The 14,647-nt window shown below is 48.6% G+C and carries 9 protein-coding genes; 6 read left to right on the forward strand and 3 right to left on the reverse strand.

Going from position 1 to position 14,647, the window contains the following annotated elements; genetic code table 11:
• The first annotated feature begins 76 nt into the window (after positions 1-76).
• From ACTHPG_RS01335 to ACTHPG_RS01350, 4 genes are all read left to right on the forward strand, one after another.
• Complete coding sequence (locus tag ACTHPG_RS01335) at positions 77-1,813, forward strand: methyl-accepting chemotaxis protein (protein WP_440387286.1); 1,737 nt, start codon at positions 77-79, stop codon at positions 1,811-1,813.
• 414 nt (positions 1,814-2,227) lie between these two features.
• Positions 2,228-5,149 (forward strand): glycoside hydrolase family 9 protein, encoded by a 2,922-nt coding sequence (locus tag ACTHPG_RS01340; protein WP_440390068.1) that lies wholly within the window; start codon positions 2,228-2,230, stop codon positions 5,147-5,149.
• A 77-nt stretch (positions 5,150-5,226) separates the two neighbouring features.
• Entirely contained in the window at positions 5,227-8,502 is a 3,276-nt protein-coding gene (locus ACTHPG_RS01345) for a glycoside hydrolase family 48 protein (protein ID WP_440387287.1), read from the forward strand.
• A 490-nt stretch (positions 8,503-8,992) separates the two neighbouring features.
• A complete protein-coding gene (locus tag ACTHPG_RS01350) occupies positions 8,993-9,787 on the forward strand; it encodes a C40 family peptidase (RefSeq protein WP_440387288.1) in 795 nt (264 codons plus the stop codon).
• A 132-nt stretch (positions 9,788-9,919) separates the two neighbouring features.
• Here the strand turns inward: ACTHPG_RS01350 and ACTHPG_RS01355 are convergent, their stop codons facing one another.
• A complete protein-coding gene (locus ACTHPG_RS01355; RefSeq protein ID WP_440387289.1) occupies positions 9,920-10,828 on the reverse strand; it encodes an ArsR/SmtB family transcription factor in 909 nt (302 codons plus the stop codon).
• A gap of 178 nt (positions 10,829-11,006) precedes the next feature.
• Between ACTHPG_RS01355 and arfA the strand changes: the two genes are divergently transcribed.
• The gene (gene arfA, locus ACTHPG_RS01360; RefSeq protein WP_253431266.1) at positions 11,007-12,512 is read left to right on the forward strand and encodes an arabinosylfuranosidase ArfA; all 1,506 of its coding nucleotides are present in this window, start codon (positions 11,007-11,009) and stop codon (positions 12,510-12,512) included.
• Positions 12,513-12,694: 182 nt separating this feature from the next.
• Here the strand turns inward: arfA and ACTHPG_RS01365 are convergent, their stop codons facing one another.
• Positions 12,695-13,447, reverse strand: a complete 753-nt coding sequence (locus ACTHPG_RS01365) for an MBL fold metallo-hydrolase (RefSeq protein WP_440387290.1) — start codon at positions 13,445-13,447, stop codon at positions 12,695-12,697.
• A 132-nt stretch (positions 13,448-13,579) separates the two neighbouring features.
• On the opposite strand from ACTHPG_RS01365, the gene ACTHPG_RS01370 reads away from it, so the two are divergent.
• Positions 13,580-14,011 carry an Lrp/AsnC family transcriptional regulator gene (locus ACTHPG_RS01370; RefSeq protein WP_440387291.1) on the forward strand — a complete coding sequence of 144 codons (432 nt, stop codon included), beginning with the start codon at positions 13,580-13,582 and terminating at the stop codon, positions 14,009-14,011.
• A 38-nt stretch (positions 14,012-14,049) separates the two neighbouring features.
• On the opposite strand, the gene ACTHPG_RS01375 is transcribed toward ACTHPG_RS01370, so the two are convergent.
• On the reverse strand, positions 14,050-14,550 hold the full coding sequence (locus ACTHPG_RS01375) for a hypothetical protein (protein ID WP_440387292.1): 501 nt from the start codon (positions 14,548-14,550) through the stop codon (positions 14,050-14,052).
• Positions 14,551-14,647 lie beyond the last annotated feature (97 nt).

Genomic DNA, 14,647 nt, shown 5'->3' on the forward strand with positions numbered 1-14,647 from the left:
GAATTCTAACATCTACAATTCGTGACGATAGGTGACGATATACTATAAATATGTATTATTTTGAGGAGTGGGACACATGGAAGACACGCGGGGGAATAAGTTGGGGATATTGAAGTTAACGATTCGAGGCAAGTTACTGACTGGTTTTCTCATAGTCGTGGCTCTGCTGGTTGTTGTAAGTAGCTATGCGCTGGTACAGATCCATGATATGTCCAATAAGGCGGCTGCTGTGGATAAGACCTGGATGCCGAGTGTAAGCCTACTAGGTATGATGAATGGTGATGTTTCGGATGTAGAGCGGTTGGCGTTGGCGATTATCGTTGAACAAGATGAAGAAGAAAACGTCAAGGTGAATGAAGCGTTAAAGTTGCTCCTCACGAAGATTGAAGATGAGCGTAAACAGTTGCTTACATACATTGAGAGCAATGATGAGGCCATGAAGATGTATGATGAGTTTAGCACGAGTTATGATGCTTATCTGGAGAAAATGCCCACATTTATAGAATTCGGTATTGCAAATAACTATGAAGAAGCAAGTAGACTGCACACGGAAGCCTACCCATTGTGGTATACAGCTAACGACACGATTGCCAAGCTGATCGAATCTGGGAATAAAGGATCAGACGCGGCAACGAATGAATCTGTCTTGTTGGCCGAAAATACATTTAATGTGATTTTGGCAGTGACGATTTTTGCATTCCTGATTGCCGTGTTCATTGCATTCTTTATTGCAAGCATCATCTCACGTCCAATCAAAAAAATGAATGAAGCAGCCATGGCTATCGCCAATGGGGATTTGACGGGTGAGACGATTGTACTCAAGAATAAGGACGAATTGGGAACGCTGGCGACTTCCTTCAATACCATGAGTGGTAATTTACGCTCAATGATTGAATCGGTATCCGTAACTTCTGAACAGGTAGCGGCTTCATCGGAGGAACTTCTCGCGAGTGCAGAGCAGAATACTCAAGCATCAGAACAGATTTCTGAAACGGTTGAGGAATTGGCTGTAGGGACGTCAGACCAGGTTGATATTGTGAAGCGTTCTTCACAGGCGATGAATGAGATGGCTCTCGGATCGGAACAGATTGCCGAGCTTGCTCAAAGTGTATCCGTATCTGCTGTAGATGCGGCGAATCAATCTTCTGAAGGAAACATGATCATTCAACAAGCTGTCGAACAGATGGGTTCTGTTCGCAATTCCATTGCTTCGTTGACAGAACTGGTTACAGGGCTGGGGGAACGTTCAGCAGAGATTGGCACGATTACCGAGGTGATCAACAACATTGCCCGGCAGACCAATCTGCTTGCACTGAATGCAGCCATTGAAGCCGCACGAGCAGGAGAGCATGGACGAGGTTTCGCGGTAGTTGCAGGAGAAGTGCGGAAGCTGGCTGAGGAATCATCCACATCTGCACAGCGAATTACGGATCTCGTTCAATTGATTCAGAAAGATACGGATCATGCCGTTCAGGCAGTAAAAGTGAACAGCAGTGAGACGGAAGCAGGAATCGAGATGGTTACTGCGGCAGGACAAGCGTTCGAGCAGATCTCGGATGCGGTCAATAAAGTAGCGGGTGAAATCCAGGAAGTATCCGCTGGTTCAGAGGAAATGTCGGCGAGTACAACTGAGGTTGTAGGATATGTAAGTCAAATATCCAACATTGCTGGAGAAGCAGCGGGTGGGGTTCATAATGTATCTGCCGCCACTCAGCAGCAGTTGGCTTCCATGGAAGAGATTGCATCATCCGCAGGTTCATTATCCAAAATGGCCGAAGAACTGCAAGAACAAATTAACAAGTTCAAAGTGTAATCAATGAGATGTTCTGATATCTAAGATGCAGAGGAACATACAGATGGAATGGTCAGAGATGCTATTCGATCTGTGGTGTTGATCACAGTAACATCGAAAAGCTGTTGTTCTAACGCGCATATGCGTTAGAGCAACAGCTTTTTTTGTCGCATGATGCCGGGAAGGTCACAACAATGTTATTTTAGAAGTCACCAACGCTTATATAGCAAGTTAAACAAAAGACTATAATGGTAATTAATGGTGGAAATTACACGGAGTTACACCATGGGGAGGAGCGGATTCAATTCGCAGTCTAGAGGAAGGCATACGAAACAATCATGCAGAGGAGATGAATAGTTGAACATGAAGGGGAGCTGGTGGAGACGAGTCGCCATGATCGCGTTATCGGCAGGATTACTGGCAGGGAGTTTCTCGATGAACACAGGACTTCGTAAGGCGGATGCGGCCGCCGGAGATCAGAACTATGCTGAAGCACTGCAAAAAGCCATTTACTTCTATGAAGCCCAGCGTTCGGGCCCATTGCCGGCAAATAATCGGGTCGAATGGCGAGGTAATTCAGGCATGCAGGATGGGGCTGATGTAGGCGTCGATCTCACCGGAGGGTGGTATGATGCCGGAGATCATGTGAAGTTTGGTTTTCCGATGGCTGCTTCGGCAACGATGCTTGCCTGGTCTGTCGTGGAATACGGCGACGGATATGAACAGGCCGGACAACTGGAGGAGATCAAGGATAACATTCGATGGGCAACCGACTATTTTATGAAAGCGCATACGAAACCGAATGAATTATGGGGACAAGTCGGGGCTGGAAATACCGATCATGCGTGGTGGGGACCCGCAGAGGTTATACAGATGAATCGTCCTTCGTTCAAAATCGATGCTTCCTGTCCAGGTAGTGATCTGGCCGCAGAAACGGCTGCAGCGCTTGCAGCGTCATCGATTGTATTTGCAGATGATGATCCGGCATATTCGGCCAGACTGCTCCAACATGCGAAAGAACTGTACAACTTCGCAGATACGTATCGTGGGCAATACACGGATTGCATCACTGATGCTGCAGCATTCTACAACTCGTGGACAGGATACGAAGATGAGCTGGCATGGGGCGGAGCATGGCTTTATCTAGCCACTAATGATAGCGCTTACTTGTCCAAAGCCATTGCGGCTACGGACCGGTGGTCTTCTAGCGGGGGCTCAGCAAATTGGCCATATACCTGGACACAAGGTTGGGATAGTAAACATTATGGTGCCCAGATCCTGCTTGCTCGGATCACGTCCAGTTTGAACATGCCGGAAGCGACAAGATTTATTCAGTCGACAGAACGCAATCTGGATTATTGGACAGTTGGAGTCAATGGGACACGAATCAAGTATACGCCAGGAGGTCTGGCGTGGTTGGATCAATGGGGCTCGCTCCGATATGCAGCGAATGCATCCTTTATTTCTTTTGTGTACTCCGACTGGGTCAGTGATCCTGTGAAAAAAGCAAGATATCAGGATTTCGCTGTCTCGCAGATGAATTATATTCTGGGCGATAATCCGCGCCAGAGCAGTTATGTGGTTGGATATGGGCAAAATGCACCTCAACATCCGCATCATCGAACTGCTCACGGTTCATGGCTGAATAATGAAGATATCCCGGCTAACCATCGGCACATTCTATACGGCGCCATGGTCGGTGGCCCGGATGCATCGGATGGATATACCGATGATATCGGGGATTACGTGAGTAATGAGGTTGCAACCGATTATAATGCTGGTTTTACCGGCGCGCTGGCGAAGATGAATTTGCTGTTTGGTCAGAATCATCAGCCCCTTGCGAACTTTCCTGCACCTGAGGTGAAGGGAGATGAGTTCTTTGTGGAGGCTGCCATCAAATCATCCGGTAGCAATTATACGGAAATCCGGGCACAGCTGAATAATCGTTCGGCTTGGCCTGCGAGAGTGGGAGATCAGTTGTCTTTTAGATATTTCCTGGATTTGAGTGAAGTGTATGCTGCCGGACGTACTGTATCGGATGTTCAAGTGACAACCTCCTATACGGAGGGAGCTACGGTATCCCAACCCGTTGTGGTGAGTGCAGCCCAGCATATCTATGCGATTACGGCGAACTTCAGCAATACGAAGATCTATCCAGGTGGGGAGGGGAATTATCGCAAAGAAGTCCAGTTCCGCATTACAGGCCCACAGGGCGCATGGAATGCAAGCAATGATCATTCGTTTCAGACGTTGACCACAGGTACTCCTGTGAAGAGCATATACCTTCCAGTCTATGATGCAGGGGTAAAGGTGTCCGGACTGGAGCCTGGTCTTACACCAGGTACGGTTCCGGGTGCACCTCCTGGCGTGCAGGCTGTGGCAGGAAGCAGTCAGGTTAACCTGACTTGGGCAGCTGTATCCGGAGCCGAATCGTATACGGTGAAGCGTTCCGTGGTAAGTGGAGGACCATATACAACTGTCGCGACGGGTGTTAGTGGATTGAGCTACACGAACACGGGACTGACAAACGGGACCACCTATTATTATGTAGTGACTGCTGTGAATTCGGCAGGGGAATCATCGGGTTCCATACAGGTGCCGGCTACACCGCAAGCAGCTTCCACGGTGCCGGGAGCACTGACTTTGAGTGGGATAGCTGGCAATGCACAGTCGGTCCTGACCTGGACAGCAGCCTCGGGCGCTACTAGCTATAAGGTACAGCGTTCTATGGCAGGCGGGTCATATGCGGATGTGGCAACCGGATTGTCCGTATTGACTTACACCGATACGACAGCGCTGAATGGCACCACGTACAATTACCGGATTGCAGCCGAGAATGCGAACGGACAGACGCTGTCCAATGTCCTGGCACTGACGCCTAGTGCACCTCCGGTGACGACCGGTACACTCGAGGTGCAGTACCGCAGCGGAGGGTCCGGGAATTCGAGCAATGCCGTGACCCCGCAGTTCAATGTGAAAAATACCGGAACACAGGCGATTGATCTCAGCAGTGTGAAGATCCGATATTATTTCACCAAGGATGGTACGGAGAATATGACCTTCTGGTGTGATTATGCCCAGATGGGCACGGCCCATGTTGAAGGTACATTTGTCGCAGTGGATCCGGCGAAGGGAACCGCCGATACGTATCTGGAGATCAGCTTCAAGTCCGGAGCCGGCAGTTTGGCCGCTGGAGCAGAGACCGGCGTGATTCAGACACGCTTTTCCAAAAATAACTGGAGCAATTTCAATCAAAGCAATGACTATTCCTATGATGCTACCAAAACGGCCTTTGCGGCTTGGAACAAGGTAACCGGTTATCAGGGAAACACCAAAGTATGGGGCTTGGAGCCATAGCTGACTAAGTCGAAGAGCAGCATGTGCAGACAACAGCACTTATATTCAATTCCACTATTCCAGGGAGGTATATATTCATGTTGAAATCAGCTGCGAAAAAAAGCTTAACAGCCATGCTGGCGGGAACGGTCATGTTGACCGGATACACCGGACTCTGGGCGGGGCCGCAGACGGCACATGCCGCAGATCAGGCCATCGAGATTCAGGCAGATAGCATCAGTGAAGCTCGGTTTTTGCAATTGTATGATCAGTTGAAAGATCCGGCGAACGGATATCTTTCACCAGAAGGTCTACCTTATCATTCCATTGAGACCCTGCTGAGTGAAGCCCCGGATTATGGCCATATGACGACTTCAGAGGCATACAGTTACTGGCTATGGTTGGAAACCATGTATGGTCACTATACGGGAGATTGGTCCCAACTGGAAGCGGCTTGGGACAGTATGGAAAAATTCATTATCCCGGTCAACGAAGGTGACGGCAAGGAAGAGCAGCCTACGATGAGCTCATACAACCCGAACAGCCCTGCTACGTATGCAGGGGAAAAACCTTTCCCTGATCAATATCCATCGCAACTTAACGGTCAGTATGCAGCGGGTAAAGACCCGATTGATGCTGAACTGAAGGCGACTTATGGTGACAATCAGACCTATCTCATGCACTGGCTGGTCGATGTGGATGACTGGTATGGATACGGCAACCTGTTGAATCCATCGCATACAGCTACTTATGTGAACACGTTCCAGCGCGGGGAGCAGGAGTCTGTATGGGAAGCCATTCCGCATCCATCCCAGGATGATAAATCTTTTGGTAAGGCCAACGAAGGCTTCATGAGCTTGTTCACCAAGGAAAATCAGACACCGTCAGCGCAATGGCGGTACACCAACGCAACGGATGCCGATGCACGTGCTGTACAGGTGCTGTATTGGGCGAAGGAAATGGGATACAACAATCCGGAATATCTGGATAAAGCGAAGAAGATGGGAGACTATCTCCGCTATGGCATGTATGATAAATACTTCCAGAAAATTGGAAGTGCAAAGAACGGTACGCCTACTCCGGGCACAGGCAAGGATTCCAACATGTATCTCATGGCTTGGTACACGTCTTGGGGCGGTGGCTTGGGTCAAGGTGGAGATTGGGCTTGGCGTATTGGCGCGAGCCATACCCATCAGGCTTATCAAAATCCGGTTGCAGCCTATGCCTTGTCTGACCCAGCTGGCGGCTTGATTCCGGAATCAGCAACAGCGAAGGCAGATTGGAATGCTACGCTGAAACGTCAGCTGGAATTCTACACTTGGCTACAATCCCATGAAGGAGCCATTGGCGGCGGAGCAACCAACAGTATTGGCGGTTCCTATGCGGCTTATCCGGCAGGAGTTAGTACCTTCTATGATATGGCCTATCAAGAAGCACCCGTGTATCGTGATCCGGATTCCAACACCTGGTTTGGATTCCAGGCATGGCCGCTGGAGCGTGTAGCCGAGATGTACTACATCCTTGCGGAGAGCGGTGATTTGACCTCTGAGAACTTCCAGATGGCCAAAAAAGTAATCACGAAGTGGATCGACTGGAGTAAGAATTATGTGTTTGTAGGTGAACGTCCGGTGACGGATGCGCAAGGTTATTATCTGAATGCGGCTGGACAGCGCATTTTGGGTGGAACAAATGTTCAGGTGGCGACAACGCCGGCTCCGGGAGAGTTCTGGATTCCGGGTGGTCAGGAATGGCAGGGTCAACCGGACAAATGGAACGGATTCAGTTCGTTTACGGAAAATCCGAACTTCCGTGTAACGACCAAAGATCCAGTGCAGGACACAGGAGTTCTGGGAAGTTACGTTAAGGCGTTAACCTTCTTTGCAGCGGGAACGCAGGCAGAGAACGGCACACTTAGCGTGAAAGGCCAAGAAGCCAAGGATCTGGCTGAGGCTCTGTTGGATACAGCTTGGGATTACAATGATGGCGTGGGGATTGTAACGGAAGAAGAGCGTAAAGACTATTTCCGCTTCTTTGCCAAAGAGATCTATATCCCGGCGAACTGGTCTGGAACCTTTGGTCAAGGCAACACGATTCCAGGTACAGCAGGAGTACCATCCGATCCGGCGAAAGGCGGCAATGGTGTATACATCGGATACTCCGATCTGCGTCCGGCCATCAAGCAAGATCCGGCGTGGGCTTACTTGGATAACCTGTACAAAACGTCGTATAACCCGACCACGAAGCAGTGGGAAAACGGAGCACCTACCTTTACGTATCACCGCTTCTGGTCACAGGTGGATATGGCTACAGCATATGGAGAGTATGATCGTCTCCTCGGAGATTCCGATAGTCCAGTAGTGGAAGTGCCCGGTGTTCCTGCTGGCGTAACAGCAACTGGAGGAAGCGAGCAAGTGGTATTGAATTGGAACGCAGCTGCTGGTGCAGCCTCGTATACCGTGAAGCGTGCAGAAGTGAACGGTGGTCCTTATACGCCTGTAGCGACAGGAGTCACAGGATCGGCATTCACGGATACAGGTTTGACCAACGGCACAACGTATTATTATGTCATCACTGCGGTGAATGCCGTTGGCGAGTCCGCGCCATCGACACAGGCATCTGCAACACCGTTGGCAGGTGTCGTTGTGCCAGGCGTATTCAACCTTACCGGAACAGCTGGCAATGCCCAGGCGGTACTGACATGGACAGCATCGACTGGAGCAGCAAGTTATAAGGTACAACGTTCGGTAGGCAGCGGAGTATATGCTGATCTGGCAACTGGGTTGACCGCACTGACGTATACTGACGCTACAGCGGTGAATGGTACGGCTTATAATTACAGAGTTGTAGCCGTGAATACGAGTGGTCAGACAAATTCAAATGTATTGGTGTTGACACCATTAGCCCCTCCAGTCACAACGGGAACGCTTGAAGTACAATATCGCAATGGTGGTTCAGGAACTTCAGGCAATGCGATTACTCCGCAGTTCAATGTGAAGAATACGGGCACAACTGCTGTGGACTTGAGCAAAGTGAAGATCCGGTATTATTTCACGAAGGACAGTGCTGCGGATCTGAGTTTCTGGTGTGATTATGCACAGATTGGCAGCGGTAATGTGGAAGGGCATTTTGTTTCAATAGATCCGGCCAAGGGCACGGCGGATACCTATCTGGAGATTGGATTCAAATCGGGTGCTGGCAGCTTGGCTGCGGGTGCCGAGACCGGAATTATTCAGGGACGTTTCTCGAAAAACAACTGGACGAATTTTGATCTAACGAATGATTATTCCTTTGATTCCACCCAAACAGCCTTCAGTGCCTGGACGAAAGTGACAGCCTATCAGGACGGCGCCAAGGTATGGGGAATTGAACCTTAAATGAGCTGGTAGACAGATGTAGTTCATTTAATAATCATACAGGTTGACAGGTTAAGCCGGGGAGAGGTCCCTGGCTTTTCTTTTTGTTTAAGGAAATCCCTCGAATTTGAACAATCAGAAGCAAAATGTGAACTCGGGGAACGGTATTCAGAAATTGAATCATAGTAATGTTTACCATATTTGCGATTTTAAACATTAAAACCTAGTTCTTGCGACGCATGTCCTGAATGAGAATTGACCTAACTCTTGTATCCCGGAAAAATGAAGCATATCAAATAGTTACAATTATTTAACCTTTGAAAAAGTAGGAATCAGCAGTGCTTTTTTCCAATAGAGGATAGACGAACCCTGATACTTAGTGCTCAATTGCGCCTGCATCAATACAGGACTTTTGACTGATGAACGTTATGGATAGCCCGTTTACAATGGGGCAAGCCGGGGAGAAGCAAGCCAGGTTAAAATTCTGTAACATCAGGGGGAACTCGACATCATGAATTGGAAGAAAACAATTATTACAGCAAGTGTCACAGCAACGATGCTGATGGGAAGTCTGACGACAGGAGCACTAACGGCACAGGTATCGGCAGCTGCTGTTGAGAATTCACAAGTAAAAGTAATTTGGGGCGTAAACCTACGCACAACACCTTCTTCTTCTGCGAAAGTTGTTCGCTTGGTTGCTAAAGGAGAAACGGTAACGGTGCTTCAGCAATCCGGTTCGAATTGGTATAAAGTTAAGGATTCTGCTAATCGGACAGGCTACATATCTTCTTCATCCAAATACACACAAGCGGTTAGTGGCGGCACAAGCGGATCGGGTTCGAATAGTGGTACATCAGAAACTGGCAATGCGTCTGTGGAAAAGGTCATTGCTGCCGGAATGAAATATTGGGGTACACCTTACGAGTTCGGAGCGAGTCGTAACAGCACAGCCACATTTGACTGTTCAAGCTTTGTACGTCAGGCTTTCATCGATGCACTGGGCATCAAGCTTCCAGCCGATTCTCGTAAACAGGGAGACTATGTAAAAGCTAAGGGTGCGGTTCAGACTAATTGGAAGAACCTGAAACGCGGTGACCTGATGTACTTCATGTCGTATAAAGGCAGCTCTGCATCGTCGTATTCCAGCGTTAATAAATCTAGCGCAAGAATTACTCACACAGGGATTTACCTGGGCGACGGCAAAGTATTACATACGTATTCCAACGCTGGCGGTGGTGTAACGATCAGTGATATCTCCGGCAAACATTGGGAATACCGCTTCCTGTTTGGTGGCAGTGCGCTGTAAGTCAGAACAAGAACCTTCTTAGAATTTCTATGATATTCTGCGGATGTTCATAGGTATATTAAACAAACACCTTCCATTTTGCCTTTGATGGCGAGTGGAAGGTGTTTTTGTATTTTCTATTGAACCAAGAATTCAATCCTGATAGTACAGTCGGAACAGGATGTCCTGATTGTAGTTTCCGAACCCCTCACCATACAAGGTGAGCCCGCCTACATGCCGTGCATCTTCCTCCACCGAAAGACGAAGGGTCCACTGGTTGCGTTCCACGGGGATATCCGCGAGAGTGATTTCGGATAGATGTTGTCCGTCAATAAATGTACCTTCATTCGTAATTCGCAGTACCTTGAGCATGCCATATTGATTGACACTGTCACTCCACCATTCCGGGGTGAACATGCCCCGTCCGTTGCCTGAATCTCCAGGACTCGTCCATTCCCCTAATCGAATGCCATTAAGCATGAATGTAATATCCGAGGGCCAGTTCGGATTAACTGAAGGTGCTTCCGATCCGATCTCCAGAGACAATTCAATGGCGTTGATCTGTTGTCCGGATAAGATATAGTTTGGAATCTTGTACTCCACAAAACCACGGCCAAACCACAGAATATGGGCATGCATCCGCTCGGGGTCGAGGAAATAGCGGGGGTCATCGTACTGTCCAATGACCTGCGTGGACGTAGCCAGCCCACATGTCGGATAAACGTCAAAATGAGTGTAGTGTCCCACAGGTACAGAAACTTCGTGCAGCTTGCGGGCTGTCCCGCTTTCCTGCGGCATGGAAATGCCAATCCAGTCTACAGCAAGGCTGTTCATTTTATGTGTGCCGCCGTCTTTGCGTATCATTTTGGACTGAATAATACCCACATCCTGAAGTTTGCGGACATGCATGGTCACGATGGCACTACTCAGACCCAATGAAGCAGCGAGGTCTTTCACATTCATGGGTGTCTCTGCAACAAGGCGGATAATCTGTAAACGCACTTCACTGGCAAGTGCTTCATATAGGGGGAGCCATTCGGCATCGGTATTTGCTCTGATCACAGTTGTTCCTCCATTTGTCTTTATAGAATTAAGTTAAACATAAATTCAGTAAAAAGAATAACATTTTGCAAAATTCAGGTTGAAATTAAGGCTATAATCGATTTTAATATAAATATGAACCTTGATCCATAGAATATCAATTAATTTTTATATTAATCTTAGGGAGTTGAAATTCATTATGGAAAAAGCAAAAATGACGGTAGATAAAGATTTTACTATTGGTGTAGTGGATAAGCGCTTGTACGGATCATTTATTGAGCATCTCGGACGTGCCGTATATGGCGGGATTTACGAGCCAGGGCATCCATCAGCGAACGAACAGGGGTTCCGCACGGATGTGCTGGAGATGGTCAAGGAGTTAAATGTACCGATTGTACGTTATCCTGGAGGTAATTTTGTATCCGGTTACAATTGGGAAGATTCGGTTGGACCGGTGTCTGAACGCAAACGCAGACTGGAATTGGCCTGGAGAACGATTGAGACCAATGAATTTGGCTTCAACGAATTCGTGGACTGGGCGAAACAGGCGAATTCCGAAGTCATGATGGCTGTCAATCTGGGTACACGTGGTGCCGATGCAGCACGCAATATTGTAGAGTACAGCAACCATCCAGAAGGTTCGTATTATAGTGATCTACGCATCAAGCATGGATACAAGCAGCCGCATGCGATCAAAACCTGGTGTCTGGGCAACGAGATGGATGGGCCTTGGCAGATCGGTCACAAAACGGCAGAAGAGTATGGACGTGCAGCTGTTGAAGCGGCTAAAGTCATGAAATGGACGGACCCGACCATTGAACTGGTAGCCTGCGGAAGTTCGAACCTGAATATGCCATCCTTCCCGGATTGGGAAGCAACCGTGCTGGATCATACGTATGATCATGTGGAGTATCTGTCCCTGCATCAATACTATGGTAATCAGGAGCAGGATACGCCAACGTTCCTGGCACGCTCGCTTGAAATGGATCGTTTCATCGATACCGTGAAGGCGACCTGTGATTATATCAAAGCGAAGAAGCGCAGCAAGAAGACGATGTTCCTGTCCTTTGACGAGTGGAATGTATGGTATCACTCTCATGAAAGTGACTCCAAAATGGACCCGTGGCAGATTGCTCCACCACAACTGGAGGATATCTATAACCACGAGGATGCACTGCTTGTTGGTTGTATGTTGATCAGTATGCTCAAACATGCGGATCGGGTCAAAATGGCATGTCTGGCCCAACTCGTTAACGTTATTGCGCCGATCATGACAGAGACGGGCGGTGGTTCGTGGAGACAGACGATCTTCTATCCATTCATGCATACATCCCTGTTCGGACGTGGAACAGCATTGGTGCCATTGATCCAATCTCCGAAATACGACACCAAACAAATCACAGATGTTCCTTATCTGGAGGGCATTGCAGTTCATAACGAAGAGCAGGGTGAAGTGACTGTGTTCGCAGTTAACCGTCATCTGGAAGAATCGCTTCCGCTCGAAGTGGATCTGCGCAGTTTCGGGAAGTGCAGCTTGATCGAGCATATCGTGCTGGAAAGTGATGATCTCAAAGCATCGAATACGGCCGCACAACCGAACCGCGTCGCTCCTCATAATCGCGGGGGTGCAGTTGTATCCGATACCCTGATTACGGCGAGCCTGGCAAAAGCATCATGGAACGTGATCCGTCTGAAAGTTCAGTAAGGAATTAGTAAAAAGGTATAGGGCACAGGGACTTAATGGCAGGAATGATGTCCCAGAGGGATGTCTGCGGGTTAGCGTGCTTCATGTATCAAAAAAGCTGGGTGCGAATTCATCGCATCCAGCTTTTTCGTCGTATTTTATAGGGAAAGGAAAGCATCTTGAGGTGCGTACATGCTTTTGCTTTAAAACTCAAAACTTTCGCCATCACGGGGAATGAGCACCTGACCATCCATCTGCTCGGATGCCAGATAAGTGGCAAGATCCGTGCGAGACATCATACAATGGTTAATCGCATCCATGTGCACAGCGATGACATGAGCAGATGGCGCATGGCGCTTCACGGCGACAACGTCAGGCCCGTCCATTGTAATGGGATCACCCTCCAAGAATCGTGCACCTCCGGCATTCACGACAATGACTTCCGGGGCATATTGACGAATGGCTTCAGCAGGTTCCTCACACCAGATGGTATCCCCGGCGATATAGGCGACAGGTTCTGCATCTGCTTCAAGGATGAAACCGGACACGTTGCCCATACGTTCGCCGATTTCTCCTGTACCATGATGGCCGGAAGTACGGGCCAATCGAACAGAGTGATACTCATGCTTTTCATCTACGGCGGTTACATTCGTGAATCCGGCACCCAGAAATACATGCTCATCCCCAGGCTGGCAGATCAGAGGAATGTCTTTGCCAAGTTGTTTCGCCGCTGCTTCATCCCAGTGATCCGGATGGGTGTGTGTCACAATCAACAGATCTGGATGAAGATAATCCGTTTCGGTTTCAGGCAGAGCTACTCTTGGATTACGTAACTCATTGGGGGTATTGGGGAATGCGGGCATGACTTCGGCGTCCATCAGCATCGGATCAACGAGAATGTTCAGCCCTCCATATTCCAGCCACAGTGTAGCATTGCGAATCAATTGAATTTTCATTATATTTGCACTCCTTCGAATTGTTGAATAGTATTTACCCTATATGGTATACAACCCGTTTAACGGCGTACATAACATGATGAATGGAATTAGGCCACACGAATTTCACGCTGAAAGGATTGCTGAAGCAAGATGAATGAAACGATAGATAACACGGATATACGTATTTTGCAGATCCTGATTCAGGATGCCAAACGTTCTCACAAAGAGATTGGTGAAGAGGTTCATCTCACGGGACAGGCCGTCGGTGCAAGGGTGCGTAAGCTGCAAGATCTTGGTGTAATCGAAGGGTACACGGTCAAATGGAACCCGGAACGCCTCGGCCTCAGCCTACAGGCCTTTGTCACGGTTTTCTTGAACTCCGGCGACAGACATGCTGCCTTTCGTACATTCATTGCTGATCGTAAGGACATCGTTGAGGTCCATCGCGTGAGCGGAGAAGGCTGTTATCTGATGCGGGTACAGACCGCTAACACAGAGCAGCTTGGCCAACTACTGGAAACGTTGCTGCCCTACGGGAATTACAAAGTAAGCCTGTCCATAGGTGTAGAGAAATCACAGTGATGTGTGGTGTGGGAGGCTTGTCTCATCCCTCACGATACTCAATGATCTTGCTGCTGATCATGCAAAGTCTGCTGAAGCAAAGTTACTGCATGATTCAGCTCTTTTTTTCTGAGTAGATGATCGGTCTGAATATGAAACCGGGTGCCGTCTTTCAGGAACAGAACGATCATGGGAGATGCAGACAGGAGCCACTTGCTGCGGGCAGGTGAGGCGAGTTCAACTTTGCGAATCCGGCTCCATGGAATCTTCCGTGTGCCCGTGCTCAACGCATCATCATCCCAGGATAACAACACGGCAGAAGTTCTGGTTAGTCGTGACAGGAACATGAAGAACAACGGTCCGATCAACCACATACCCAGCACGGCTGCGATGGAATAGTATATCGTCTCCAGTCTTTCGGCTTGTCCGTCCACGATGATCCATAATAAGCTCAAGCACAAGAGAAGGAACAGGAAGCATAAACTTCCTTTCCATAGAGCCATGCTGCGTCGGTAACGAATCTGCTGATGGTCACGCTTGGTTGTTTCAGGTTGTTGCATGGATGCTCCTCCTAATAAACAATGCTGATCGATATGCCAAACGTGCCGCCTGCATGAGCAGAGCGGCATGTTCAACGTTATTGGCTATAACACAGAT

Origin of the sequence: Paenibacillus sp. SAF-068 (assembly GCF_051967555.1) — a bacterium.
Taxonomy (GTDB): Bacteria; Bacillota; Bacilli; order Paenibacillales; family Paenibacillaceae; genus Paenibacillus.